Source organism: Herbaspirillum sp. Her4 (assembly GCF_057961335.1).
Genome location: NZ_CM176330.1, coordinates 3,185,520 through 3,210,978, shown reverse-complemented (window position 1 = coordinate 3,210,978; position 25,459 = coordinate 3,185,520). Strand labels below are relative to the sequence as shown.

The following is a 25,459-nucleotide window of genomic DNA, read 5'->3' as shown; positions in this document are numbered from 1 at the left end:
CCATGGCCACGACGATCAAGCTGCCCAAGCTGGCCCGGCGCCTGCTGCTGTCGGTCCCTACCCTGCTGCTGGTGAGCATGGTGGTGTTTTCCCTGCTGGCAGTGCTGCCGGGGGACCCGGTGGCCGCCATCCTCGGCATGGAAGCCACGCCGGAAGCGGCCGCCGCCCTGCGCCTGAAACTGGGGCTGGATGATCCGCTGCTGGTGCAGTACGGGCGCTGGCTGTGGGCCGTACTGCATGGCGACCTGGGCCGCTCCTTCATCGACAACACCCCGGTGGCCGATGCCTTGTGGCAGCGCCTGCCGGTGACCATCGAACTGGCCATCGGCAGCTTCCTGGTGGCGGTCGTCATTGCGGTGCCGGCCGGCATCCTCTCGGCGGCGCGACCGCGTGGCTGGGCCAATGCCATCGGCACCCTGATTGCGCTGTTCGGCATGTCGGTACCGCACTTCTGGCTGGGCATGCTGTTCATCATCCTGTTTGCAGTGAAGCTGGGCTGGCTGCCGGCCTCGGGTTTCGTGCCGCTGTCGGTGGACTGGCACGCCAACCTGATCGCCATGATCATGCCCATGGTCGTGACCGGCCTGCGTGAATCGGCCATCCTCATGCGCATGGTGCGCAGCAGTTTGCTGGAAGTGCTCAACGAGGATTACATCCGCACCGCCTTCTCCAAGGGCCTGCGCGACTGGCAGGTGGTGCTGGGCCATGCGCTGCGCAATGCCATGATCCCGGTGGTCACGGCCAGCGGCCTGATGGTCTCGGGCATGCTGGGCGGACTGGTCATCACCGAAAGCATCTTCGGCATTCCCGGCATGGGCAAGATGATCGTCGACGCCATCTTCCAGCGCGACTACGTGACTGTACAGGCCGGTGTACTGGCCGCCACCGTCATGGTGGTCATCGTCAACCTGTGCGTGGACCTGCTCTACAGCGTGATAGATCCGCGCATCGCCCGCTGAAGTCTGCCCAACGCCTCCAACCATGACGTCTCCCGACATGAACTCTCCCTCCCCTGCGCAGGCCCTGCCAGCGCTGCCCCGCTGGCGTACCCTGCGCCGCTTCAGCCGCAACCGTCTGGCGGTGATCGGTGCGGTGATCATCACTGTACTGGTACTGTTGGCCATCACTGCACCGGTACTGGCCCGGTACGATCCCATCTTTGACCAGGACTACGGGAACCTGCTGTCTGGTCCCAGCGCCGAGCACTGGCTCGGTACGGATGACCTGGGCCGCGACATCTATACCCGCATGCTGTACGGTTCGCGCATCTCGCTGCAGGCCGCGCTGATCTCGGTCGGGCTGGCCTTTTCACTGGGCGTGCCCATCGGCATCGTCAGCGGCTACTATCGTGGCGCGGTCGATGCCATCGTCATGCGCGTGGTCGATGCGCTGCAGGCCTTTCCTTCGCTGATCCTGGCGCTGGCCCTGGCCGCCGCGCTGGGGGGCGGTTTCTACAATGCCATGGTGGCCGTCGGCATCGGCTTCACCTCGTCCTTCGTGCGGCTGGCACGCGGGCAGGCCATGACCATCCGCAACCTCGACTACGTCATGGCCGCGCGCTCCATCGGCGCCGGGCACCTGCGCATCATGTGGCGCTACATCCTCCCCAATTCGCTGGCGCCCCTGGTGATCCAGGCCACCTTTGCCATGGGCACGGCCATCATCGCCGAAGCCGGGCTGTCCTATCTCGGCCTGGGGGCCAAGCCGGAAGACCCGAGCTGGGGGTCCATGCTGCACATCGCCCAAGGCTACCTGAACACCACGCCGATGCTGGCCATGTGGCCGGGCCTGGCAATCTTCCTGGTGGTGCTGGGTTTCAACCTGCTGGGCGATGGCATCCGCGAAGTGTTCGATCCCAAACTGAGCCGCTGAGGAACCGCCATGCTCACCATCGACAATCTCAAGATCGAATTCCTCAGTCACGGCCGCCGCGTTGCGCCCGTCGATGGCGTTTCCTTCTCACTGGGGCAGGACGAAACCGTGGGCCTGCTGGGTGAATCCGGCTGCGGCAAGAGCGTCACCGCCCTGTCCATCCTGCGCCTGTTCCCCATGGCCAGCCAGGCCAGGCTGTCGGGTGCGATCCGTTTTGGCGAGCGCGACCTGCTGCAGGCCGATGACGCCACCCTGCGCAGCATCCGCGGCAAGGAGATCGCCATGATCTTTCAGGAACCGATGACCTCGCTCAACCCGCTGCATCGCATCGGCGAGCAATTGGGTGAGATGCTGCGCATCCACACCGCCCTGCCGCGCCAGGAGATCGATGCCAAGGTCGTCGCCATGCTGGAACGCGTGGGTCTCTCGCGCGCGGCGCAACTGGTGGACGAATATCCGCACAGCCTCTCCGGCGGCATGCGCCAGCGCGTCATGATCGCCATGGCCTTGCTGTGCCAGCCGCGCCTGCTGATCTGCGATGAACCGACGACCGCGCTGGACGTGACCATCCAGGCGCAGATCCTCGACCTGATGCGCGATCTCAAGCGCGAGCAGAAGACCTCCATCCTCATGATCACCCACGACTTGGGCGTAGTGGCCGAGATGTGCCAGCGCGTGGTGGTGATGTATGCCGGTCAGGTGGTGGAGCAGAGCAGCGTGGAAGATCTTTTCGACCGCCCCGCCCATCCTTATACGCATGCGCTGATGCGCGCGCGCCCGGCGCTGGATGCTACGCCCGGTGCGCCCCTGACCGCCATCCCCGGCAGCGTGCCGCCGCCAGGTACCGTCACACAAGGCTGCCGCTTCGCCGCTCGTTGCGCGCGCGCCCAGGACATCTGCCGCCAGGAGATGCCGGCATTGGAAAACCTGGGTGATGGCCACAGCGTGCGCTGCTGGTATCCGCATTGAAGGTATAGAAGGCCCGATCATGACGACACTTCCTCCCCTGCTCGAAGTCCACGGACTGAAAAAATATTTCGCTTCCGGCAGCAGCACCGTCAAAGCCGTTGACGATGTCTCCTTCAGCCTGGCTGAAGGCCAGACCCTGGGCCTGGTCGGTGAATCCGGCTGCGGCAAGTCCACCACCGGGCGCAGCGTGCTGCGCCTGATCGAACCCAGCGAAGGCAGCGTGCGCTTCATGGGCCAGGAACTGACCCTGCTGCCCGAGGGCCAGCTGCGCACCATGCGCCGTCACATGCAGATGGTGTTCCAGGATCCGTATGCCTCGCTGAACCCGCGCATGACCATTGGCGAAGTGCTGGAAGAACCATTGATCGTGCACAAGCTGCACGACCGCGCCACCCGCAAGCGCAAGGTGGCCGAGGCACTGGAGATGGTCGGGCTCAACCCGGCCTACGCGGCGCGCCATCCGCATGAATTCTCCGGTGGCCAGCGCCAGCGCGTAGGCATTGCCCGCGCCATCATCACGCGGCCCAAGCTGGTGGTGGCCGATGAAGCCGTGTCGGCCCTCGATGTCTCGATCCAGGCGCAGATCCTGAATCTTCTGCGTGAGCTCCAGCAGGAGCTGGGGTTGACCTATCTTTTCGTCTCGCACGACCTGGCCGTGATCCGCCATGTCAGCGACAGCATCGGCGTGATGTATCTCGGACGCATGGTGGAATCGGGCACATGTGAAGAGGTCTACACCCGGCCGCGCCATCCCTACACGCAGGCGCTGCTGTCGGCCATTCCACGTGAACATCCGCGCCAACAGCGCGAGCGCATCATCCTGCAGGGCAGCATCCCCAACCCCGCCGCCCCGCCCTCGGGCTGTCATTTCCACCCGCGCTGCCCGTCCTGCATGGAGGTGTGCAAGACCGAAGCACCGCCTGCGGTCAAGGTCAGTGCCACCCATACCGTAGCCTGCCACCTGAGCCGGCCCGAGCTGACGCTGCGCCCGACGTAATACGCAAGCCAACCGATAAAATACGCCCCTGAACCAAAAACGAGAGACCGCCATGCCCGCCTTCCCCGACTTCAGCAGCAATCACTATCCCTACTTCTCGCGCCGCAGCGCCGTCTATGCCCGGCGCGGCATGGTGGCGACCTCGCAGCCGCTGGCCGCGCAGGCCGGACTGGAAGTCCTGCAGCGCGGCGGCAATGCCATCGATGCAGCCATCGCAGCGGCTGCCGCCTTGACGGTGGTGGAGCCGACCGCCAACGGCATCGGTGGCGATGCCTTCGCGCTGGTCTGGCATGGCGGCAAGCTGCATGGCCTGAACGCCAGCGGCCCGGCCCCGCAATCGATCTCCGCCGACAAGCTCACCAGCGCTGGCCTGAAGGACGTGCCCAAGTACGGTGCCCTGCCCGTGACCGTGCCCGGCACGCCCAGTGCCTGGGCCGCGATGGCCAAGCGCTTCGGCAAGCTGGCGCTGACTGATTCCATGGCCGGTGCCATCAGCCTGGCGCGCGAGGGCTTCCCGGTCTCACCGATGGTGGCGCATGCCTGGCAGGTGGCGCAGCAGAACTTCAAGCGCGAGTTCAAGGAGCCGCATTTCCAATCGTGGTTCGATACCTTCTGCATCGATGGCCAGGCACCGCAAGCCGGCCAGCTGTGGCGCTCGGCGGGCCATGCTGCCACCCTGCAGGCGATTGCCGAAGACAATGCCGAGGGCTTTTATCGCGGTGCCCTCGCGGAAAAGATTGCCGCCTTCCTGCAGCAGGCCGGCGGCTACATGCAGGCCTCTGACCTGGCCGCATTCCAGCCGGAATGGGTGGACCCCATCGGCGTGAATTATCGCGGATATGACGTTTGGGAAATCCCGCCCAATGGCCACGGCATGGTGGCCCTGATGGCGCTGAATCTGCTGAAGGCTTACGACTTCTCCGAACGCGACACGCTGGCGACCTACCACCGCCAGATCGAAGCCATCAAGCTGGCCTACGCCGATGGCCTGGCGCATATCGCCGATCCCGCGCACATGAGGGTGACGGTGGAGCAATTGCTCTCGGACGCCTATGCCGACGAACGCCGCAAGCTGATCGGCCCGCGCGCCACGCTGCCGGTCGCGGGCGACCCGTCGCGCGGCGGCACCGTGTACCTGTGCACGGCCGATGCCGAGGGCAACATGGTGTCCTTCATCCAGAGCAACTACATGGGCTTTGGCTCGGGTCTGGTGGTACCGGGCACCGGCATTGCGCTCCACAATCGCGGCAACAATTTCACGCTGGAAGCCGGGCATCCCAATGTGCTGGCACCGGGCAAGCGTCCGTATCACACCATCATCCCCGGCTTCATGACGCGCAATGGCCAGGCGGTCGGCCCCTTCGGCGTGATGGGCGGTTTCATGCAGCCGCAGGGGCACGTGCAGATGGTGATGAACACGGTCGACTTCGGCCTCAACCCGCAGGCCGCGCTGGATGCGCCGCGCTGGGAATGGGAAAAAGGAAACAAGGTCAGCATCGAACACAGCACGGCCGAACATCTCTTCCGTGGCTTGGGCGGGCTGGGTCATGAAGTGGCGTGGTCGGGCAACCAGCTGGGCTTCGGCCGTGGCCAGATCATCTGGCGCAATGATGAAGGCGTGCTGTGCGGCGGCACCGAACCGCGTACCGATGGCAGCGTGGCCGCCTGGTAAAGAAAGCCCATCGTGAAAAGCCTGGCTGCTCCCGCCCCCGCCGCTGACGCCGACGCGCTCGCCCCTGATCTCGAGGGCGAAGACGCGCTGGTGCGCAATGGCTCCCTGCCCGAATATGTCTATGCGCAATTGCGGCAGGACATTTTCGACATGCGCCTCTTGCCCGGCGACCAGATCACCGAAACCGAAATCGCCGCGTATTTCAAGGTCTCGCGCACGCCGGTGCGACAGGCGCTGCAACGCCTGCAGAACGATGGCCTGATGCAGGGCTATGTACGCGGTGGCTGGGAGGTGGTGCCGATCGACTTCAAGCGTTTTTCCGATCTCTATGAAATGCGCAAGCTCATCGAGACGCACGCAGTGCGCCGCCTGTGTGCGCAGGCGGGAGACCAGTCCGTGCTGGCCGGCCTGCGCGCCACCTGGTGCGTGCCTGCCGCGGCACGCGAACCGGATGGACCCAAGGCGGCCCTGCTCGATGAAGTCTTCCACCAGACGCTGGTGCGCGCGGCCGGCAACCAGGAGATGGCCGAGTCATTCGATCGTCTGACAGACCGCATCCGCATCGTGCGGCGGCTGGATTTCCTGTATGGCGATTGCCTGCACTCGACCTACGAGGAGCATGCCGCCATCCTCGACAGCATCGCCGCCGGCGACGCCGAGGGCGCGATGCGCCTGATGGGCGAGCACATCGATGGCAGCCATGCGGAGGTCAACCAGATCACCTTGCATCGGCTGCACAGTGCGCGGGCCACGGCGACCACCAAGCCGCCGGCTTATGTGTCGGTGCGGGTGCGGCGGTCGTTCTGACCGATGCTGACCATGCACTGAAAGCCTGGCGCTGCTGTGTTAGGCTTCCCGCCTGACTTCAATTTGCCAAGCCGGGAGACACACATGAAAGTTGCCGTGATGGGCGCAGGTGCCGTGGGATGTTACTTCGCCGGGATGCTGGCGCGGGCAGGACACGAAGTAGTACTGGTGGGCCGGCCGCAGCACGTGGAGGCCTTCAATACCAAGGGCCTGCGGCTGGAAGCCAAAACCTTCGATGAGACCCTCCCCATCAAGGCCAGCACCGATCCCGCCATCGTGGCGGGTGCCGACCTGGTGCTCTTCTGCGTCAAATCCCCCGATACCGAAACGGCTGGCGCGCAACTGCGGCCGCACCTCGCCCCCGATACGCTGGTGCTGACCCTGCAGAACGGCACCGACAATGCCGAGCGCCTGCGCACGTTGATCCCGCAGCCAGTCTCGGCGGCGGTAGTCTACGTGGCCACCGAGATGGCCGGACCCGGCCACGTCAAGCACCACGGCCGTGGCGAGCTGGTGATCGAACCGGCCGCGCGAAGCCAACAGGCTGCCGAGGCCCTGATTGCGGCGGGTGTACCGACCGAGATTTCCGAGAACGTGCGCGGCGCGCTGTGGTTGAAACTCATCATCAACTGCGCCTACAACGCGCTTTCCGCCATCACCCAGCTGCCCTACGGCAAGCTGGTCGAAGGCGTGGGCGTGCCGGAAGTGATGGGTTACCTGGTCAGCGAATGCAAGGCCGTGGCCGCCGCCGAGGGCGTGACCCTGGCCGGGGATGTGGATGTGGCCATCCGCAAAATCATCGAGACCATGCCCACGCAATTCTCTTCCACCGCGCAGGATGTGGCGCGCCGCAAGCCCAGCGAAATCGATCACCTCAACGGCTACATCGTGCGGCGGGGACAGGCGCATGGCATTGCAACGCCGGTCAACCTGACCGTGCATGCGCTGGTCAAGCTGATCGAGAGCAAGGCGTGCTGAAAGCAGGCAAAGGATTCAACCGAAGAGCCGGGCGTCGAAACGGAACAGCTTCTTTTCCAGCACCTTGACGCTGGCCATCTGCGCATGCAGCGGATTGAGCAAGAGATTGAAATCGGTCGGGCTCACCACCGATGGCACTTTCATCACCAGTTGCTTGCCCTGTTCGATCCAGTGCTGGCCGATGGCGCCGGTGCTGGCCGGATCGCGCGCGATGTCGGACCAGTCAGGCGGCAGGCCAGGTACATAGGCCTTGCGCACGTCGGCGTCAGGTATCTCCAGCACGATGAGGAAGTAGTTGGCGCGCGGCATCAGCCCGGCCATGTGCACCAGCGACTCCAGCAAGGCCGTCGAAGCGCTGCAGCAGGTGTAGAGCACGCGCAAGCCGCGCGGATTCCAGCGGCCGCCACTGAGTGCTGCGCCATTGCCGGACAAGTCATCGGCCGCATAGTGCCCCGGCTTGTCCTTGGCCAGCCGGTATACCTTCAAGCCGCCACCCCGAAGGCGATGCGCGCCAGGATGTCGCGCACCCGGTCATAACCCGGCTGGGTATCGAGCACTTCCAGCGGGGTCAATCCCCCCAGCGCCGCATTGCCACGGCGCATCCACTGTGCCGCCAGGTCCTCGCCCTCGAACACATCGGCCGCCTGCTCGCGGATGTAGAGCACGCGGGCGATGCGGTCGGACTCGGAACCGGAGAGCCGTTCCTTGCGGGAAATCTTGCGCAGGATGGTGGAACTGGGCAGCCCCAATCCGGACAGCAAGGTCTGCAAGGGAATCTGCAACAGTTCCCTGGCGACGCGCTCGGCAATGATGGCATCCATACCATCGCGGATGGTGCGGCCTTGGCTGATCGGGTCCATGCGGGCAAACCGCTCGAAGTCGCGCGGTTTGGCACCCAATCCGGGGGAACGCTTGCTGGCGGCGGAGTCGACCGTGGCACGTGTTGCCATGTTGAACCTCTCATTTGGTCAGATGCAGACTCTCATCTTAGAAGCTTCCCAAATGAGCGTCAATCTCCCATCAAATGAGAGTTTCCTGCCATCAGCGCAACATGGCCGACATCGCCGACAAACTGTTGAGCACCCGCACCGCATATTCCGCCGTGGGCGCATCGAACTCGACGGTGACATTGTCGGTACGCTCAAGAATCGGCAACTGGCTCAAGAGATCAGTCAGCGCCACCGTCTGCGCCTGCAGGCGGCAACGCAGCGGGCCGCGCATAGGAAGCACCGGCATGGCCGCCGGGTTGGCCACCAGCGCGGTGACCGCCTGGCGCGCACGTTCTTCCAGCAGCATGCAGGACTGCTGGGGCGTGAGCGAATCGCCGCTGTTGGCCCCATAGGCCTTCTTGGTCTCGGCGAAGATCGCATGCGGGAACAGCGGTTGATTCTCTTCGATGAAGGCATCATCGCCGCTGCCGAAGATCACCGGCACGCCATGTTCGGCCGCCAGTGCGCCATACAGCCCGGCCTCGCCCAGTTCCTGCCCGCCCAGCCACACGCGGGCGAAGGCAAAGCTGTTGGTGGTGTGCGCCAGGATGCCGCGCCCTTGTGCGCGCGAATGGTAGCCCACCAGCATGACCGCATCGATATCGTGATCCACGCCGCCCATCATGCCCAGCACGCGCGGCTTGCCCAGCACCATGCGCGCCTCGGGGTGCAGCAGGTCCGGCAGCAGGTTGCGGAAACCGCCGTGCGAATCGTTGACCTTGATGGCCGTCGCACCGGCCGCCAGTGCGCCACGGATGACGGCATTGGCCTCCTCGGTCATCCAGCGCCGGGCCCGTTCATATTCGCCGTTGCCGGCGCGGGTCTGCTCGGTGTGGAAGACCCCGGCCACGCCTTCGATGTCGACGGAAACCAGGATGTTGGCACGCTTGTTCATGAGGCGGTCTTTCAGGGGAAGCAATTCAGGAATTCAGGAAGCCAGGCGCTCGCGCAGGCTCATACGTACATGGCCATCACGTCCGCGCACGGTCTCGGCCGCAAACAGCGCATGCACGATGGCTTGTTCGACGCAATCAGCGGCCGCATGGAACAGCGGGTCCAGCAGATGATCGGCCAGCAGCGCCAGGTGCAGGCAATCGGCCTCGGCCTCGATGGTCTGGGCCGTGGAGAAGGCCAGCGCAATATCGCCGCTGCCATGGCCGTAGGCCGATCCGGTGCGCGCCAGTCCGGCCCCGGCGCGGGTGGCCAGGCGTTTCAACTGCCGCGCATCCAGCGGCGCATCGGTGGCCAGGATCATGATGATGGAGCCCTTTTCGGGCGCGGTGTCGGGTGTCTCGCTGGCCGCCAATCGCGCGCCCAGCGGATCGCCCGCCAGGATCAATTCGGGCAGTCGCCCGAAGTTGGAGAGGACCAGCGCGCCGACGGTATAGGACTGCTCCGACGAATCCAAGGCAGCCACGCGCGAAGCGGTACCGATACCGCCTTTCAAACCAAAGCTGGACATGCCCCGTCCCGCCCCAACCGCGCCTTGCAGAACCTCGACCGACAAGGCTGCCATCGCTGCTTCAAAATGCTCGGGCTGCACGGCCATGGCCTGCAAGTCGTTGAGATAGCCGTCATTGCATTCCAGCACCAGCCCGTTGACCGTCGGCAGGCTGCGTCCGCATTCCGGATTGCCGCGCACCGTGTGGGCGATCTGCGCATTGAGCAGCGTCCCCACGGCAAAGGTGTTGGAGAGCGCGATGGGCGTTTCCAGCAAACCCAGTTCTTCCAGCTGCACCAGCCCCGCACTCTTGCCGAAACCATTGATGACGGCCGCCGCCGCCGGCAGCTTGTGCATGAAGAGATTGCCGCCATGCGGCGCAATCACGGTCACGCCGGTCTGCACCGCACCGGCATCCAGGGTGCAGTGACCGACGCGCACACCCTCGACATCGGTGATGCTGTTGCGCGCACCGGCGGGCAAGCGGCCGATATGTGGCACCTGCAGGTTCATCATCAGCGCTGGTCGATCTTGGGATCGAGCGCGTCGCGCAAGCCGTCGCCCAGCAGGTTGAAGGCCAGCACGGTCAGGAAGATCGCGATGCTGGGCACCAGCGCCACGTGCGGCGAGGTGACCATGTCGGCGCGGGCTTCGTTCAGCATCAGGCCCCACTCGGGTGTGGGCGATTGCGCGCCCAGGCCGAGGAAGGACAGGCCGGCCGCCGTGATGATGGAGGTGCCGATGCGCATGGTGAAATACACCACGATGGCCGAGATGGTGCCGGGGAAAATGTGCTTCCACATGATGGTGGTGTCGGACGCACCGATGCTGCGGGTGGCCTCGATGTAGGTCAGGTTTTTCAGCTGCAGCGTATTGCCGCGCACCAGGCGCGCAAAGGCCGGGATACTGAATACCGACACCGAGATGATGACGTTGATCATGCCGCCACCCAGGATGGCCACGATGCCGATGGCCAGCAGGATGCCGGGGAAGGCGAACAGCACGTCGCAGATGCGCATGACGATGCGGTCCCACCAGCCTTCGTAGTAGCCGGCCAGCAGACCGAAGACGGTACCGATCACGGCGCCGATGGCCACCGAGAAGAAGCCCGAGGCCAGCGAGATGCGCGCCCCCATCAGGATGCGGCTGAAGATGTCGCGGCCCAGCGAATCGACGCCGAACCAGTGGGTCCAGGTCGGCGGCGAATTGAGGGCGTCGTAGTCGAAGAAGTTTTCGGCATCGAAGGGCACGATCCAGGGCGCCAGGATGGCGATCAGAATCAGCAGCAGGATGAACACGCCCGCATAGACGGCCAGGCGCTGCTTCTTGAACTTGCGCCAGAACTCGCGCCACGGGGTGCGGATCTTCTGGCCGGAGGCGGCGACGGCGGCCGGATCGGGCGGCGGCAGCGGCGCGCCGGTTTCGGAAGTAGTAGCCAGAGGCGAATTGGAGAGCGACATGATTCCCCTCACTTGAAACGGATGCTGGGGTTGATCACGGCATAAAGCACGTCCACCACCAGGTTGATGAAAATGAATTCCAGCGAGAACAGCAGGATCTCGGCCTGGATGATGGGGTAGTCACGCATCTCGACGGCATCGACCAGCAGGCGTCCCATGCCCGGCCAGTTGAACACCACCTCGACCAGGATAGAGCCGCCCAGCAGGAAGCCGAACTGCAGGCCCATCATCGTCACCACCGGAATGAGCGCATTGCGCAGGCAGTGCTTGATGACCACCACGGTCTCGGTCAGGCCCTTGGCACGGGCGGTACGCACGAAGTCCTCTTGCAGGATTTCGATGAAGGAAGAACGGGTAAAGCGCGCCATCACGGCCGCCACGGCCGCACCCAGCGTCAGCGAAGGCAGGATGTAGTGGCGCCAGGTTTCGTCACCGACGGTGGGCAGCCAGCCCAGTTCGACCGAGAAGACCTGCATGAGCAGGATGCCCAGCGAAAACGCCGGGAAGGAAATGCCGGAAACCGCCAGCGTCATGCCCAGGCGATCCGGCCACTTGTTGCGCCACACGGCCGAGGAAATGCCGATGATGAGACCGAACAGCACCGCCCAGATCATGGCCACGATGGTCAGCCACAGCGTGGGCCAGAAGCGCGCGGCGATCTCTTCGGAGACCGGGCGCTTGCTGCGGATGGAGCGTCCAAAGTCGCCGTGGGCGGCATTGATGAAGAAGTTGACGAACTGCTCCGGCAGCGGCTTGTCAAGGCCGAGGTCGGCGCGCACCAGGGCGACCGTCTTTTCATCGGCTTCGGGACCGGCGGCCAGGCGTGCCGGGTCGCCCGGCAACAAGTGCACGAACAGGAAAACCAGCACCGCCACCAGCAACAGCGTGGGAATGAGGCCTAACAGGCGTTTGATGACATAGGAAAACATGGGACTCTCTGAATAAGGCTGCCCGTCGCTGGTGTGTCCACACCCTGCGGTGGAGTCGCTCCCTGCGCTGCCGGCTTGCATGGCAACGCATCGTGAATCTGTGGGGGAGGATGGCCAGCCACCCTCCCCGCTTCATTGCTGCTCTTTTCTGCTCGTTACGACGATGCAGAGAACCTGCCCAGTGCTGCAAAACTGCATGAGGCGGTCTCACAGCACTGCATTTTTGCATCGGCCCGCAAGGGCCGAAAACACGGCGCTTGCTTACTTGGTGAACTCGATGTTCTCAAATTCGTAAGCCTGGTCCGGCATGATGTAGATGCCCTTGAGGTTCTTGGCACGGGCATACAGCAGCTTTTCGGTGACCAGGAAGGCCCACGGAGCATCCTTCCAGACTTCCTGCTGCGCGTCCTTGTACAGCGCTTCCTTTTCCTTGCGGTCGGAGACGGTCAGGGCCTTGGCGATGTCGGCATCGACCTTGTCGCTCTTGTAGTAAGCGGTGTTGAACAGACGCGGCGGGAAGGATTCCGATGCCAGCAGCGGACGCAGGCCCCAGTCGGCTTCACCGGTCGAGGACGACCAGCCCACGTAGAACAGGCGGATCGGGGCAGTGGCGGGATCCTGCCAGCTTTCCACACGCTCCACGCGCTGGCCGGCTTCCAGGGCCTGGATCTTGGCCTTGATGCCCACTTGCGCCAGCTGCTGCTGCAGGAACTGGATCACCTTCATGGCGGTGGTATGGGTGTAGGCCGACCACAGTTCGGTCTCGAAGCCGTTCGGATATCCGGCTTCGGCCAGCAGGGCCTTGGCCTTCTTCACGTCATAGGGCCACGGGCCGGTCTTGAAGGCGTAATCCACGCCCTGCGGCAGCACGCCATCCATCGGGGTGGCATAGCCATTGAACGCGACCTTGGCCAAGGCATCCTTGTTGATGGCGTAGTTGATCGCTTCGCGCACCTTCGGGTTGTCGAACGGCTTTTGCTTGACGTTCATCGACATGTAGCGCTGGATGATGGAGGGACCGGCGATCACGTCCAGGTTGCCCTTGCTCTTGAGCAGGTCAGCCTGTTCGTAGGGCAGCGGATAGGTGAACTGGGCTTCGCCGGTCTGCAGCATGGCCGAGCGCGAGTTGTTGTCCACCACCGGCTTCCACAGGATCTCGTCGACCTTGGGGTAGCCCTGCTTCCAGTAACCGTCGAACTTGGCCACCTTCACGTAGTCGGTCTGCTTCCACTCCACGAACTTGAAGGGACCGGTACCGACCGGGTGGAAGGCGATGTCCTTGTTGCCGTACTGCTTCAGCGCAGCCGGGGAGATCATCGCGGCCGACGGGTGCGCCAGCACGTTGATGAAGGCCGAGAACGGTTCCTTCAGCACGACCTTGACGGTGTAGTCGTTGAGCACTTCGGTCTTGGCGATGCGGTTGAAGAGGTTGTAGCGCTTCAACTTGTTGTCCGGGTTGGTCACGCGGTCGAAGACGGCCTTGACGGCGTCGGCCTTGAAGACGGTACCGTCATGGAACTTCACGCCTTGCTTGAGGCGAATGGTGTATTCCAGGCCATCCTTGCTCACCAGGTAGCCTTCGGCCAGCACCGGGATCAGCTTCATGTCCTTGTCGAAGCCATAGAGGCCCTGGTAGAAGGACTTCATCACCGACAGCGACAGCGTATCGTTGGCGTCATACGGGTCCATCGTGGTGAAGGTCGACGCTACGGCCACGGTAGCAGTCTTGGCGGCGAAGGCATTGGCCGCGCCGAACTGCAGGGCGGCGCCCAGGGTACCCAGGGCCAGCCATTTGGCGGCGCTCATTGCTTTGTTTTTTGCGGATGCGGACATTGGTCTCTCCTGATCAGTGACGCTTGAGTGGTTACAGCTTGATTGAGATTACTGCGCTGACTGCATTTACCAAATTACAGATACGACTGGGGAACATCACGCCCGCGCTCAAAAAGCGCCGGCAATACGGTGCTGGGCCACGAAGTGCCCCGGAGCCACTTCCCGCAGCGGCTCCACCTTGGGCTCATCGCCCACCAGCCGGATCGGGCTGGGAATTTCATCGGTCATCAGTTTCTTGCCCGGCTGGCGCAGGGTCGGATCGGCCACCGGCACGGCCGCCATCAGTTTGCGCGTGTACGGGTGCTGGGGATTTTCGAAGATGGCGCGGCGCGGTCCGATCTCCACGATCTGGCCCAGGTACATCACCGCCACCCGATGGCTGATGCGCTCCACCACCGCCATGTCGTGCGAGATGAAGATGAAGGAGATGCCCAGCTCGGCCTGCAAATCCAGCATCAGGTTGACGATCTGGGCCTGGATCGACACGTCCAGCGCGGACACCGATTCATCGGCGATGACGATCTTGGGGTTCAACGCCAGCGCGCGGGCGATGCAGATGCGCTGGCGCTGGCCACCGGAAAATTCATGCGGATAGCGCTGGCCATGCTCGGGCGTCAGGCCCACGCGGGTCAGCAGCGCATCCACGCGTTCCTGCGCCCCCTCCTTCAGGCCGTGCACCAGCATCGGCTCCATGATGGAGTAGCCGACGGTCATGCGCGGATCGAGCGACGCGAAGGGATCCTGGAAAATGAACTGGATGTCGCGGCGCAGCTCGCGCAATTCCGAACGCGGCAATTGCGCCAGGTCGCGGCCGCCGAACTCGACCTTGCCGCCGGCGATGTCGACCAGGCGCAGCAGCGAGCGCCCGGTGGTGGACTTGCCGCAACCGGATTCGCCGACGATGGCCAGGGTCTCGCCGGAATAGAGATCGAAGCTCACCTTCTCGACCGCATGCACGCGCTGCTTGACGCGGCCGAAGATGCCGCTCTTGACGTCGAAGCGGGTAGTCAGGTCGCGCACCTTGAGGATGGGCTGGCGCTGCGCGGCGATTTCCGCCTGGGCCTGCAGTTCGCTGGCGATCAGGTCGGGACGCACTTCGGCCTGCGGCGCGATGCCGAAGCGCAGCGGCTTGTCGGTGCCGCGCATGGAGCCGAGGCGAGGCACGGCCGCCAGCAGGGATTGCGTATAAGGATGCGCGGGCGCGGCAAAGAGTTGCTTGACTTCGTTCTCTTCGACCTTCTCGCCGCGGCACATCACCACCACGCGGTCGGCCACTTCGGCCACCACGCCCATGTCGTGGGTGATGAAGATCACGCCCATCTGCATCTCCTGCTGCAGCGAGCGGATCAGTTGCAGGATCTGGGCCTGGATGGTCACATCCAGTGCCGTAGTCGGTTCGTCGGCAATGAGCAGCGAGGGCTTGCAGGACAAGGCCATGGCGATCATCACGCGCTGGCGCATGCCGCCGGAAAGCTGGTGCGGATGGCGGCCCAGTACGCGCTTCGCTTCAGGAATGCGCACCATCTCCAGCATGCGCAGCGCCTCGGCCTGGGCGGCGGCGCGGCTCATGCCCTGGTGCAGGCGGATCGATTCGGCAATCTGCTCGCCGACGGTGAAGACCGGATTGAGCGAGGTCATCGGTTCCTGGAAGATCATGGCGATCTCCGCGCCCCGGATGCTGCGCATGGTGGCGTTGTCAGCCTGCGCCAAGTCCAGCGACTGGCCGCTGCGGCGCAGGAACTGCATGCTGCCGCTGGCGATCTTGCCACCGCCGTGTTCGATCAGGCGCATGATGGCAAGCGACGACACCGACTTGCCCGAGCCCGATTCACCGACGATGGCCAGGGTCTCGCCCTGGTTGACGTGGAAGGACAGGTCGCGCACCGCATCGACCGTCCGTTCGGAGGTGGCAAAGCGGACATTGAGCTGACGGACATCCAGCACGCGTTGGGACTGTTGCATCTTGATTCTCTCCTGCTCGGCCGCTTCAGGCCGGTGCTGCGTAAATGGCGGTGACCGGGGCCAGTTCGCCACAGCCCCAGGCGCGATACATGCCTTCGGTATTGAAGGGCAAGGCCAGGTTGCCGTGGCAGTCAATGGCGATGACGCCACCGCGTCCGCCCACCTTGGGCAGGGTCTCGAAGACCACGGCGCGGCTGGCTTCTTCCAGCGACTGGCCGGCATAGGCCATGCGTGCGCCGATGTCGTAGCAGGCGGCGGTGCGCATGAAAGCTTCGCCGGTGCCGGTGGCCGACACGGCCACGGTGGCGTTGTTGGCATAGCAGCCGGCGCCGATGATGGGCGAATCGCCTACGCGGCCAGGCTGCTTGTTGGTGATGCCGCCGGTCGAGGTGGCCGCAGCGAGGTTGCCGAACTGGTCCAGTGCGACGGCACCGACGGTGCCGAACTTGTTGTCCGGATCGATGGGTTCCTTGGGCTCGGCAGCTTTTTCTGCGAAGGCGAAGGATGAGGCATCGTGGTCCAGCATCGCGCGCGACTGGCCGCGCACGCGCTGCCATTGTTCGTGGCGGGCATCGGTATGGAAATAATCGGGCTCGACCGTGACCGCACCATGGCGCGCCGCAAAGGCTTCGGCGGCAGGACCAACCAGCAGCACGTGTTCGCTCTTTTCCATCACCGTGCGTGCGGCCAGGATGGGGTTGCGCAGCTTGGTCACGCAGGCCACCGCGCCCGAGGAGAGGTCGGCACCGTTCATGACGCAGGCGTCCAGCTCATGCTTGCCTTCGCTGGTGTAGACGGCACCATGGCCGGCATTGAAGAGCGGGCAGTCTTCCAGCAGGCGCACGGCTTCGGTGACGGCTTCCAGTGCCGAGCCGCCGGCATTGAGCACGGCCTGGGCGGCGGCGACGATGTCGGACAGCGCCTGGTGATAGCGGGCCTCGTCCTCGGCCGAAAGCGAAGCGCGCGTGATGGTGCCTGCGCCGCCGTGGATGGCAATTACCGGAGTGGTCATGCGTTGGTCTTTCCTTTGGTTGGGGCGCGCTTGGCGGCCGCCCGCGCGGGCTTGCCGACCGGCGTGGTGCCGGCGCGCTGTTGCTGCTGGGCCAGGTACAGCCACGGCAGCACGAATTCAGCCATTTGCGTGGCGGCCTGCACCGAGCGGCGTGCGCGATGCGCCACGGCATCGCACAGGGCCTGGATCAGGATCAGTGCGGCCGCATCGGAAGTGGGCGCCAGGCGGCCATCGGTCTGGGCATACAAGGCGACATCGGCCAGCGGCACCAGCGGCGATCCGGGGGTATCGGTGAGTGCAATCACGCGTGCGCCCTTCTCCACTGCACGCTGGGTAAGCCAGACGGTGTCAGCCGCATAGCGCGGGAAAACCATCGCAATCACCAGGTCATCGCTGTCGAGCTTGAAGAACTGGCGTGCCGCCTGCGAGGGGCCGCCTGCCATGGCCACCGAACTGACGGTGCGCACATAGGGTTCCAGCGTATGGGCCATCAGGCCGGAGAGATAGGCTGAGGCACCGAAGCCGGTGATGAAGATGCGCTGCGCCGAGAGGATCATGTCGACCGCCTGCTCGCAGTGTTCCGGCGTGAGCATGCGGCGCGTGGCCTCGATGTTGGCGATGTCGCTATCGAAGGCGGCGGCCATGATCTCGGCGCTGGTGGCGGTGCGCTGCACCTGCTCGCGCAGTTTTTCCACGGGCGCCAGGGTAGTCGCGAAATCCGAGACCAGTGCGGCGCGGAACGAGGCATAGCCGTCGAAGCCCAGCGCATGGGCGAAGCGGTTGGCGGTGGCCACCGAAATGCCGGCCGCTTCCGACAGTTCGTCGATCGTCATGGTGGCGGCGCGGAAGGGGTTGCCCAGCACGTAGTCCGCCGTCTTGCGGTGCGACTTGGACAATTGCGGATACAGCTTGCCCACAGCCTGTGCTACCGCACCGGCTCCCTGCAAACTGATGTTCTTCGGCTGTTGTGTCACCGCCCGCTACCCCGTCGTCATTGAATTCACTGCCCTCTGCAAAAAACGCAAAAAAATAAATCGTTTAAATCATTTATTTCATTTGCAGAGCGCCCTGCCACCACTGTTCTTGCAATGTTCTTGTGCTGTTGCGCCCGCTGATGCGGGCGTATTTATCATCGCGCAGGACTTGTCATTTGCATCAGTCCCGCCGAAAAAATGTAAATATATTTTCATTTTCGCGACGAGTAAAGAAAAAATACTTTCAAAAACCGAATATCCTTATAACGCACCAGAAGCACGCGATAGCCCGCATGAAATGCACCAGATGTGCGCCAGATGAACGAAGATTCATTGCGCAGTGCACCAAAAATGACGGCCTGGATCACGACCTGAAGGCGATAAAATACGCCCCTTCACTCCGCCCTGCCCGCTCATGAATATCCGCTTCCTAGAAACCTTCGTCTGGCTGGCCCGCTTGCGCAATTTCCGGCTCACGGCCGAGCGGCTGCACACCACGCAGGCCGCCGTCTCCAGCCGCATCGCCTCACTGGAACAGGATTTCGGCGTGCGCCTGTTCGACCGCAGCGCGCGCGAGGTGGCGCTGACCGCCGATGGCAGCAAGGCGCTGGTGTATGCCGAGCGCATGGTCAAGCTCATGCGCGAAATGAAGGACGACATGTCCGACCGCGAGGTGTTTGCCGGTGTCATTCGCATCGGGGTGATCGAATCCATCGTGCACAGCTGGTTTCCGGATTTTCTCGGACGCCTTCACAAGGCCTTTCCGCGCCTGCAGATCGAGATCGTCAGCGACACCACCATCCACCTGCACGAACAGTTCAGCAAGAGCAACCTGGACCTGGTGCTGCAGGCCGAACCGGTGATCGGCCCGCAGGTCAGCAATATCGCGCTGTGCGAATTCCCCATGCGCTGGGTCGGCAGCCCCAAGCTCGACATCGGCAGCGAGACGCTGTCGCTGGCGGACCTGGCGGCCTTCCCCATCATCAGCTTCGCCCGCAATTCGGGGCCGCATGCAGTCATCGAGCGCTTGTTCTCGGGCAGCGAGCGGGGTGAGCGCACATTGCACATCAACTGCATCGCCTCGGTGGCCACCATGATCCGGCTGGCCACGGATGGCTTCGGCATCACGGCGGTGCCGCCGGCCATCATCCAGCGCGAACTCAACGAAGAGAGCCTGCACCTGCTGCGCGTGGATACCGAGTTCCCGGCACTGGCACTGATCGCCTGCTTCCGCTCGGACCATGAGAATCCGCTGACCGAAACCGTGGCGCGCATCGCGCAGGAAACGGCGTCCGACTTCGCACTCAATTGGGGCCAGGAGATCGCGCGGCTGCCCGCCCCGCTCGGCTGAGATCGCCCGCCCTCCCGCCTGCACGCTGCCCGGCGCGCCGATGCGCGGGCACGCATGAACAGCACCATCCTGAAGCAAACAGCGCCCTGCTTTTGCTCATAAGATTTTTCAATCAAGGCCGTTCAGATTTTCTTGTTGGACAGCGCCCGCCCTGCATCCCCATACTGAATTCAGACCGGCGCCTTCGGGCTGGCACCGGAACATGCCCGGCCCTGCAGTGCTTGCCGCCGCTCCCATCCCATCCATGCAGAACACAACACGGCGCCGTCACACGGACGCCGGCCACACTTGAGGAGGTTTTCCATGTCGTATTCCCCATCCGCTGCGGCCACCGCGGTGCCCCCGGCCAGCAGCAGTGCCAGCCTCGAGGCGACCTACGGCAAGATCGCCTGGCGCCTAATTCCCTTCCTGGTCTTCCTGTTCGTGCTGGCCTGGATCGACCGCGTCAATGTCGGCTTCGCCAAGCTGCAGATGCTGCAGGACCTGCAGTTCTCGGAGGCGGTGTATGGCTTGGGCGCGGGTATTTTCTTCATCGGCTATTTCCTTTTTGAAGTGCCAAGCAACCTGCTGCTGGAAAAGATCGGCGCCCGCAAGACGCTGGCGCGCATCACCATCCTCTGGGGCCTGGCCTCGATGGCCATGGCCTACGTCACCACGCCGACCAGTTTCTATGTGCTGCGCTTCCTGCTGGGCATCTTTGAAGCGGGCTTCTTCCCCGGCGTAGTGCTGTATCTGACTTACTGGTTCCCGGCCAAGCGCCGTGCCCGCGTCAATGGCCTCTTCATGACCTCCTTTGCCATCGCCGGCGCAGTCGGTGGCCCCATTGCCGGGCTCATCATGAGCAGCATGGAAGGCGTGGGCCATCTGGCCAACTGGCAATGGCTCTTCATCATCGAGGGCATTCCGTCGATCCTGGCGGGCTTCGCCGTGCTGGCCTGGCTGCCGGAAAAACCGGCCAACGCCAAGTGGCTGAGCGATGCTGAAAAAACCGCCGTCACGCAAGTGCTGGCCGCCGAGAACAGCGCACCGGGCAAGCATTTCTCCTTCAAGGATGCCTGTGCCAACTACCGCGTCTGGATCTGCGCCGCCGTGTATTTCTGCGTGGTCAGCGGCAATGCCACCATCGCCTTCTGGGCACCGTCCATCATCAAGGAAATCGGCGTCAAGGGTAACCTGCAGATCGGCCTGATCTCGGCCATCCCCTTCGTGGCCGGCACGCTGGCGATGGTGTGGAACGGCTTCCACTCCGACAAGACCGGCGAGCGCCGCCTGCACAGCGCCATCGCCACGCTCATCGCCTGCATCGGCTTGATCGCCACCGGCATGACGCTGGGCAATGCGACGCTGGCCCTGTGCTCGCTGACGCTGGCAGCCATCGGCATCCTAGCGGCCTTCCCGGTGTTCTGGTCGATTCCCGGCGCCTTCCTGGCCGGCACGGCAGCCGCTGGCGGCATCGCCCTCATCAACTCCATCGGCAACCTGGCTGGCTTCGTGGCCCCTTACATGATCGGTGCGTTGAAGACCAGCACCGGGTCGCTCTCCTCCGGCCTGTATTTCGTGGCCGCGCTCGAATTCCTCGCCAGCTTCCTGGTGGTGGTGTTCGTCAAGAAGCATTGAAGGCAAATCAAATGCTCTTCTGACTTTTCCTATTCCGTTCCCCCCTTCCGTTCGAACTGAGTAGATCCGAAGGATCGTATCGAAGGCGTGGCTGCCGTAGCGCCCCTTCGGCGAGCTCAGGACAGGCTTCGATACGCTGCTGCGCAGCTACTCAGTCCGAACGGAAGAAGAAGTGCATAGCGCTTCAACCATTGATTCAACCTGTTGGAATAAATACTCATGAAGCTGACCTTTACCCTCCCCGATCAATCCACCCTCCAGGCCGACATCGACACCCTGGTCATCGCCGGCTGGGCCGGCCGCGACATGGCGGCCATCGAGCATCACATCGAAGAACTGGAAGCGCTGGGCATCTCGCGTCCCAGCGCGGTGCCGCTGTTCTACCGCGTCTCGGCCAACCAGCTCTCGCAGGCCGCGCAGGTGCAGGTGCTGGGCGAGGCGTCGTCCGGTGAAGTGGAGACCTTCGTCTTCAACAGCGGCGGCGAGCTGTATGTCTCGATTGCCTCCGACCACACCGACCGCAAGCTGGAAGCGCACAGCGTGGCCTTCTCCAAGCAGGCCTGCGTCAAGCCCGTGGGCAGCAGCGCGTGGAAGCTGTCGGACGTGGCCGAGTACTGGGATGAACTGGTGATCCGCTCCTGGATCGAGGAAGACGGTGCCACCAAGCTCTACCAGGAAGGTACGCTGGCCTCGCTGCGTACGCCCGGCGACCTGATCGCGCGCTTCACGCAAGGCGGCGCCACCCTGCCCGAGGGCTGCGGCATGACCTGCGGCACCGTGGGTGCCATCGGCGGCATCCGTCCTGCGGCATCCTTCACGATGGAATTGTTCGACCCGCGCCGCCAACGCGCCCTGCGCCACCATTACGTGGCCGAGTCGCTGGCCGAGGTGGCCTGATTCCACGGGGCGGCCCAAGAGGCCGCCCATGCGCCTTTGTTGGATGCGCCAGGCAATGCGATACTTGCGCATCTGCGAATTTGTCCTCCGACCACACCGACTCCCTCATCATGCCGAGCACACTCTCCCAACTGGCCGCCGACCTCGATGCCGGCCGCATCACTTCCCTGCAACTGACCGAACAAGCCCTGGCCCGCATCGCCGATCCGGCGGGCGAAGGCGCGCGCGTCTTCACCAGCGTCTACGCCGACCAGGCGCGCGCCGCCGCCCGTGCTTCCGATACCCTGCGCGCGGCCAAACTGTGCCGGTCGCCGCTGGAAGGTGTACCGGTCTCGGTCAAGGATCTGTTTGATGTCGCCGGCGAAACCACGCTGGCCGGCTCCGTCGTCCTGCGCGGCAAGCCCGCTGCCACCGCACATGCGGCGGTGGTGCAGAACCTGCTCAAGGCCGGTGCCATCGTCGTCGGCAAGACCAACATGACCGAGTTCGCCTACTCGGGCCTGGGCATCAATCCGCATTACGGCACGCCGCAGAACAGCTGGGAGCGCAATGTCGAAGGCGGCCGCATTCCCGGCGGCTCTTCTTCCGGCGCGGCCATCTCGGTGACCGATGGCATGGCCTTCGCCGCGGTCGGGTCCGATACCGGCGGATCCGTGCGCATCCCCTCGGCACTGAACGGCCTGACCGGATTCAAGCCCACGGCCGCACGGGTGTCCATGCAAGGTGTACTGCCACTGTCCGCTTACCTGGACTCGATTGGCCCGCTGGCTGTATCGGTAGAGTGCTGCGCCATCATGGACGCTGTACTGGCCGGTGAAGCCTATGTGTCCGTAGTCGCCCATCCGCTGCGCGGCCTGCGCCTGCTGGCCCCGACCAATGTGGTACTGGACGCCATGGACGAGACCGTCGGCAAGGCCTATCGCGCCGCGCTGGACAAACTCCGCGCCGCCGGTGCCGTCATCATCGAAGCCGAAGTGCCGGCCTTCAACGCCCTGGCCGCCATCAATGCCAAGGGCGGCTTCACCGCTGCCGAAGCCTACGCCTGGCACCGCGCCCTGATCGCCGAGAACGCCGCCGGCTATGACCAGCGCGTGGTCTCGCGCATCCTGCGCGGCAAGGACATGAGCGCCGCCGACCTGCTCGACGTGATGCACGCCCGCCCGCGCTGGATCGCCGAAGTGCAGGCGCAACTGGCCGGTTACGATGCGCTGGTGATGCCGACCGTACCCATCGTCGCGCCGCGTATTGCCGAGCTGCAAGCCAGCGACGATGCCTATTACGCCGCCAACGGCAAGATCCTGCGCAACCCGACGCTGATCAACTTCCTCGATGGCTGCGCCGTTTCCCTGCCCTGCCATGTGCCCGGCACTGCCCCGGTCGGACTGTCGCTGGCGGCGGCCGGCGGCGAGGACAAGCGCCTGCTGTCGATCGCCCTGGCGGTGGAAGGACTGCTGGCCGACTGATCCGGAGATTTGCTCCCCTGACAAGGCTTGCGTGCGCGCAAGCCTTTTTTGTGCGCGCTTTTAGCCGCATTTACATGCTGTTACCGACAAGTCCTGCCCGGTAGGGAACAATCCGCCTTGCCAGACGCCGAATCCACGGAATTTTCATTAGAATGCGCTTTTGCAGCGCAAGATGGCCCCTTGGCGGGCCGCTGCGCTGGACGAACAGACAACAACCCTCCGGCATCAGCCACGACCACTCATCTGCATGGCAACCAAAAAAACAACCCCGTCCGATTACAGTGAATCATCGATCCGTGTCCTCAAGGGACTGGAGCCGGTCAAGCAGCGTCCGGGCATGTACACGCGCACCGAGAATCCGCTGCACATCCTCCAGGAAGTGATCGACAACGCCTCTGACGAAGCGCTGGGCGGCTACGGCAAGAGCATCATCGTCACCATCAACGCCGACGGCAGCGTCAGCGTGGAAGACGATGGCCGCGGCATCCCGGTCGGCCTGCACCCGGAAGAAAAAGTCCCCACCGTCGAGATCGTCTTCACCCGCCTGCATGCGGGCGGCAAGTTCGACAAGGGTTCCGGCGGTGCCTATGCCTTCTCGGGCGGCCTGCACGGCGTGGGCGTCTCGGTCACCAATGCGCTGGCCACGCGCCTGGAAATCACGGTCTGGCGCGAAGGCGGCGTGCACACGCTGGCCTTCTCGGGCGGCGACGTCATCGAGAAACTGAAGTCGCGCCCCGCCACTCGCGAGGACAAGAAGTCCGGCACCCGCGTGACCGTCTGGCCGGACGCCAAGTATTTCGACTCGGCCACCATTCCGCTGGGCGAGCTGCAGCGCCTGCTGCGTTCCAAGGCGGTGCTGCTGCCAGGCGTGAAGGTCACGCTGATCAACGCCAAAACCGGCGACACCCAGAACTGGCAGTACGATCAAGGCCTGCGCGGCTACCTGATGGAGCAACTGGCGCAGACCGGCAGCGGCGAAACATTGATCCCGCTGTTCGAAGGCGAACAGTTCGCCGGCAAGGATGCCGAAGGCTTCGCCGAGGGTGAAGGCGCCTCCTGGGTGGTGGCCTGGACCGAAGAAGGTGCCGTGGTGCGCGAGTCCTACGTCAACCTGATCCCCACCTCCAACGGCGGCACCCACGAATCGGGCCTGCGCGAAGGCCTGTTCTCGGCGGTCAAGAGTTTTGCGGAAATGCATTCGCTGCTGCCCAAGGGCGTCAAACTCCTGGCCGAGGACGTGTTTGCGCGCGTCTCCTTCGTGCTCTCGGCCAAGGTGCTGGATCCGCAATTCCAGGGCCAGATCAAGGAACGCCTGAACTCGCGCGATGCCGTGCGACTGGTCGCCGGTTACTCGCGTCCGGCGCTGGAGCTGTGGCTGAACCAGCACGTGGAATACGGCAAGAAGCTGGCCGAGCTGGTCATCAAGCAGGCCCAAAGCCGCCTGCGCTCGGCGCAAAAGGTCGAAAAGAAGAAATCTTCAGGCGTGGCCGTGCTGCCGGGCAAGCTGACCGATTGCGAATCCTCGGATGTGACGCGCAATGAAATTTTCCTGGTGGAGGGCGACTCCGCCGGCGGCTCCGCCAAGATGGGCCGCGACAAGGAATTCCAGGCCATCCTGCCCTTGCGCGGCAAGGTCCTGAACGCCTGGGAAACCGAGCGCGACCGCCTCTTCGCCAACAATGAAATCCACGATATCGCCGTGGCCATCGGCGTCGATCCGCATGGCATCAACGACACGCCCGATCTCTCCGGCCTGCGTTACGGCAAGATCTGCATCCTCTCGGACGCGGACGTGGACGGCTCGCACATCCAGGTATTGCTGCTGACGCTGTTCTTCCGTCACTTCCCCAAGCTGATCGAGAACGGCCACATCTGCGTGGCGCGCCCGCCGCTCTATCGGGTCGATGCCCCTGCACGCGGCAAGAAGCCGGTGCAGAAGCTCTATGCGCTGGACGATGGCGAACTTGAAGCCATCGAAGACAAGCTGCGCAAGGATGGCCTGAAGGAAGGTGCCTGGAGCATTTCCCGCTTTAAAGGCCTGGGCGAGATGAATGCCGAGCAGCTGTGGGAAACCACCATGAACCCGGACACGCGCCGCCTGTTGCCGATCAGCTTCGGCGAGCCTGGCGTGCAGACCTCCGAAGAGCGTTTCAACATGCTCATGGGCAAGGGCGAAGCGGCGTCCCGCCGCGCCTGGATCGAAGAGCACGGCAACGAAGCCGAAGCGGACATCTGA

23 protein-coding genes are annotated in these 25,459 nt (G+C 64.1%); 13 read left to right on the top strand and 10 right to left on the bottom strand.

Going from position 1 to position 25,459, the window contains the following annotated elements:
- Positions 1–2: 2 nt before the first annotated feature.
- The 7 genes from ACWFUC_RS14480 to ACWFUC_RS14450 all read left to right on the top strand — a co-directional run bounded on the left by ACWFUC_RS14480 (position 3) and on the right by ACWFUC_RS14450 (position 7,295).
- On the top strand, positions 3–959 hold the full coding sequence (locus ACWFUC_RS14480; protein WP_034337542.1) for an ABC transporter permease: 957 nt from the start codon (positions 3–5) through the stop codon (positions 957–959).
- A gap of 37 nt (positions 960–996) precedes the next feature.
- Positions 997–1,872, top strand: a complete 876-nt coding sequence (locus tag ACWFUC_RS14475; protein WP_227022618.1) for an ABC transporter permease — start codon at positions 997–999, stop codon at positions 1,870–1,872.
- 9 nt (positions 1,873–1,881) lie between these two features.
- On the top strand, positions 1,882–2,841 hold the full coding sequence (locus ACWFUC_RS14470) for an ABC transporter ATP-binding protein (protein ID WP_489625263.1): 960 nt from the start codon (positions 1,882–1,884) through the stop codon (positions 2,839–2,841).
- Positions 2,842–2,860: 19 nt separating this feature from the next.
- Entirely contained in the window at positions 2,861–3,838 is a 978-nt protein-coding gene (locus ACWFUC_RS14465; RefSeq protein WP_034337534.1) for an ABC transporter ATP-binding protein, read from the top strand.
- A 52-nt stretch (positions 3,839–3,890) separates the two neighbouring features.
- A complete protein-coding gene (locus tag ACWFUC_RS14460) occupies positions 3,891–5,510 on the top strand; it encodes a gamma-glutamyltransferase family protein (RefSeq protein ID WP_489625262.1) in 1,620 nt (539 codons plus the stop codon).
- A 12-nt stretch (positions 5,511–5,522) separates the two neighbouring features.
- Positions 5,523–6,317, top strand: coding sequence for a GntR family transcriptional regulator (locus tag ACWFUC_RS14455; RefSeq protein WP_489625261.1), 795 nt, complete (start codon positions 5,523–5,525; stop codon positions 6,315–6,317).
- A gap of 84 nt (positions 6,318–6,401) precedes the next feature.
- A complete protein-coding gene (locus ACWFUC_RS14450) occupies positions 6,402–7,295 on the top strand; it encodes a ketopantoate reductase family protein (RefSeq protein WP_489625260.1) in 894 nt (297 codons plus the stop codon).
- A 15-nt stretch (positions 7,296–7,310) separates the two neighbouring features.
- Here ACWFUC_RS14450 and ACWFUC_RS14445 read toward each other — a convergent pair whose 3' ends face one another.
- The 10 genes from ACWFUC_RS14445 to ACWFUC_RS14400 form a co-directional block, all read right to left on the bottom strand.
- Positions 7,311–7,781, bottom strand: a complete 471-nt coding sequence (locus ACWFUC_RS14445) for an RES family NAD+ phosphorylase (protein WP_489625259.1) — start codon at positions 7,779–7,781, stop codon at positions 7,311–7,313.
- Entirely contained in the window at positions 7,778–8,245 is a 468-nt protein-coding gene (locus ACWFUC_RS14440; RefSeq protein WP_489625258.1) for an Xre family toxin-antitoxin system antitoxin, read from the bottom strand. Before ACWFUC_RS14440 ends, ACWFUC_RS14445 begins: the two co-directional genes overlap by 4 nt.
- Before the next feature lie 91 nt (positions 8,246–8,336).
- Positions 8,337–9,179 (bottom strand): M55 family metallopeptidase, encoded by an 843-nt coding sequence (locus ACWFUC_RS14435; RefSeq protein WP_489625257.1) that lies wholly within the window; start codon positions 9,177–9,179, stop codon positions 8,337–8,339.
- Positions 9,180–9,212: 33 nt separating this feature from the next.
- On the bottom strand, positions 9,213–10,241 hold the full coding sequence (locus tag ACWFUC_RS14430) for a DmpA family aminopeptidase (RefSeq protein WP_489625256.1): 1,029 nt from the start codon (positions 10,239–10,241) through the stop codon (positions 9,213–9,215).
- Positions 10,241–11,185, bottom strand: coding sequence for a glutathione ABC transporter permease GsiD (gsiD, locus tag ACWFUC_RS14425; protein ID WP_034337513.1), 945 nt, complete (start codon positions 11,183–11,185; stop codon positions 10,241–10,243). The genes ACWFUC_RS14430 and gsiD overlap by 1 nt, the downstream gene beginning before the upstream one ends.
- A gap of 8 nt (positions 11,186–11,193) precedes the next feature.
- Positions 11,194–12,114, bottom strand: coding sequence for a glutathione ABC transporter permease GsiC (gene gsiC / locus ACWFUC_RS14420; protein WP_039786532.1), 921 nt, complete (start codon positions 12,112–12,114; stop codon positions 11,194–11,196).
- Positions 12,115–12,375: 261 nt separating this feature from the next.
- Positions 12,376–13,920: a glutathione ABC transporter substrate-binding protein GsiB gene (gene gsiB, locus ACWFUC_RS14415; RefSeq protein ID WP_371925456.1), complete on the bottom strand. Its 1,545-nt coding sequence runs from the start codon at positions 13,918–13,920 to the stop codon at positions 12,376–12,378.
- Positions 13,921–14,055: 135 nt separating this feature from the next.
- Positions 14,056–15,909 carry a dipeptide ABC transporter ATP-binding protein gene (locus ACWFUC_RS14410; protein WP_121039344.1) on the bottom strand — a complete coding sequence of 618 codons (1,854 nt, stop codon included), beginning with the start codon at positions 15,907–15,909 and terminating at the stop codon, positions 14,056–14,058.
- A gap of 25 nt (positions 15,910–15,934) precedes the next feature.
- Positions 15,935–16,921, bottom strand: a complete 987-nt coding sequence (locus ACWFUC_RS14405; RefSeq protein ID WP_489637206.1) for an isoaspartyl peptidase/L-asparaginase family protein — start codon at positions 16,919–16,921, stop codon at positions 15,935–15,937.
- Positions 16,918–17,895, bottom strand: a complete 978-nt coding sequence (locus ACWFUC_RS14400; RefSeq protein WP_121039338.1) for a MurR/RpiR family transcriptional regulator — start codon at positions 17,893–17,895, stop codon at positions 16,918–16,920. The genes ACWFUC_RS14405 and ACWFUC_RS14400 overlap by 4 nt, the downstream gene beginning before the upstream one ends.
- On the opposite strand from ACWFUC_RS14400, the gene ACWFUC_RS14395 reads away from it, so the two are divergent.
- The 6 genes from ACWFUC_RS14395 (at position 17,831) to ACWFUC_RS14370 (ending at position 25,459) form a co-directional block, all read left to right on the top strand.
- The gene (locus tag ACWFUC_RS14395; RefSeq protein ID WP_489625597.1) at positions 17,831–18,217 is read left to right on the top strand and encodes a hypothetical protein; all 387 of its coding nucleotides are present in this window, start codon (positions 17,831–17,833) and stop codon (positions 18,215–18,217) included. The two genes, ACWFUC_RS14400 and ACWFUC_RS14395, sit on opposite strands and share 65 nt — an antisense overlap.
- A 93-nt stretch (positions 18,218–18,310) precedes the next feature.
- Positions 18,311–19,246: a LysR family transcriptional regulator gene (locus tag ACWFUC_RS14390; RefSeq protein ID WP_039786540.1), complete on the top strand. Its 936-nt coding sequence runs from the start codon at positions 18,311–18,313 to the stop codon at positions 19,244–19,246.
- Positions 19,247–19,549: 303 nt separating this feature from the next.
- Positions 19,550–20,863, top strand: coding sequence for an MFS transporter (locus ACWFUC_RS14385; protein WP_489625254.1), 1,314 nt, complete (start codon positions 19,550–19,552; stop codon positions 20,861–20,863).
- A gap of 219 nt (positions 20,864–21,082) precedes the next feature.
- Positions 21,083–21,760, top strand: coding sequence for a DUF2848 domain-containing protein (locus ACWFUC_RS14380; RefSeq protein ID WP_489625253.1), 678 nt, complete (start codon positions 21,083–21,085; stop codon positions 21,758–21,760).
- 110 nt (positions 21,761–21,870) lie between these two features.
- On the top strand, positions 21,871–23,223 hold the full coding sequence (locus ACWFUC_RS14375) for an amidase (protein WP_489625252.1): 1,353 nt from the start codon (positions 21,871–21,873) through the stop codon (positions 23,221–23,223).
- A gap of 247 nt (positions 23,224–23,470) precedes the next feature.
- The gene (locus ACWFUC_RS14370; protein WP_134222033.1) at positions 23,471–25,459 is read left to right on the top strand and encodes a DNA topoisomerase IV subunit B; all 1,989 of its coding nucleotides are present in this window, start codon (positions 23,471–23,473) and stop codon (positions 25,457–25,459) included.

What these genes read in the sequence shown, in the direction of transcription:
- ACWFUC_RS14375 (WP_489625252.1), top strand. Translation starts at nt 21,871, where the DNA reads ATGCCGAGCACACTCTCCCAACTGGCCGCCGACCTCGATGCCGGCCGC.
- gsiC (WP_039786532.1), bottom strand. Translation starts at nt 12,114, where the DNA reads ATGTTTTCCTATGTCATCAAACGCCTGTTAGGCCTCATTCCCACGCTG.
- ACWFUC_RS14370 (WP_134222033.1), top strand. Translation starts at nt 23,471, where the DNA reads ATGGCAACCAAAAAAACAACCCCGTCCGATTACAGTGAATCATCGATC.
- ACWFUC_RS14460 (WP_489625262.1), top strand. Translation starts at nt 3,891, where the DNA reads ATGCCCGCCTTCCCCGACTTCAGCAGCAATCACTATCCCTACTTCTCG.
- ACWFUC_RS14475 (WP_227022618.1), top strand. Translation starts at nt 997, where the DNA reads ATGAACTCTCCCTCCCCTGCGCAGGCCCTGCCAGCGCTGCCCCGCTGG.
- gsiB (WP_371925456.1), bottom strand. Translation starts at nt 13,920, where the DNA reads ATGAGCGCCGCCAAATGGCTGGCCCTGGGTACCCTGGGCGCCGCCCTG.
- ACWFUC_RS14470 (WP_489625263.1), top strand. Translation starts at nt 1,882, where the DNA reads ATGCTCACCATCGACAATCTCAAGATCGAATTCCTCAGTCACGGCCGC.
- ACWFUC_RS14440 (WP_489625258.1), bottom strand. Translation starts at nt 8,245, where the DNA reads ATGGCAACACGTGCCACGGTCGACTCCGCCGCCAGCAAGCGTTCCCCC.
- ACWFUC_RS14385 (WP_489625254.1), top strand. Translation starts at nt 19,550, where the DNA reads ATGTCGTATTCCCCATCCGCTGCGGCCACCGCGGTGCCCCCGGCCAGC.
- ACWFUC_RS14410 (WP_121039344.1), bottom strand. Translation starts at nt 15,909, where the DNA reads ATGCAACAGTCCCAACGCGTGCTGGATGTCCGTCAGCTCAATGTCCGC.
- gsiD (WP_034337513.1), bottom strand. Translation starts at nt 11,185, where the DNA reads ATGTCGCTCTCCAATTCGCCTCTGGCTACTACTTCCGAAACCGGCGCG.
- ACWFUC_RS14465 (WP_034337534.1), top strand. Translation starts at nt 2,861, where the DNA reads ATGACGACACTTCCTCCCCTGCTCGAAGTCCACGGACTGAAAAAATAT.
- ACWFUC_RS14380 (WP_489625253.1), top strand. Translation starts at nt 21,083, where the DNA reads ATGAAGCTGACCTTTACCCTCCCCGATCAATCCACCCTCCAGGCCGAC.
- ACWFUC_RS14430 (WP_489625256.1), bottom strand. Translation starts at nt 10,241, where the DNA reads ATGATGAACCTGCAGGTGCCACATATCGGCCGCTTGCCCGCCGGTGCG.
- ACWFUC_RS14405 (WP_489637206.1), bottom strand. Translation starts at nt 16,921, where the DNA reads ATGACCACTCCGGTAATTGCCATCCACGGCGGCGCAGGCACCATCACG.
- ACWFUC_RS14390 (WP_039786540.1), top strand. Translation starts at nt 18,311, where the DNA reads ATGAATATCCGCTTCCTAGAAACCTTCGTCTGGCTGGCCCGCTTGCGC.
- ACWFUC_RS14435 (WP_489625257.1), bottom strand. Translation starts at nt 9,179, where the DNA reads ATGAACAAGCGTGCCAACATCCTGGTTTCCGTCGACATCGAAGGCGTG.
- ACWFUC_RS14480 (WP_034337542.1), top strand. Translation starts at nt 3, where the DNA reads ATGGCCACGACGATCAAGCTGCCCAAGCTGGCCCGGCGCCTGCTGCTG.
- ACWFUC_RS14450 (WP_489625260.1), top strand. Translation starts at nt 6,402, where the DNA reads ATGAAAGTTGCCGTGATGGGCGCAGGTGCCGTGGGATGTTACTTCGCC.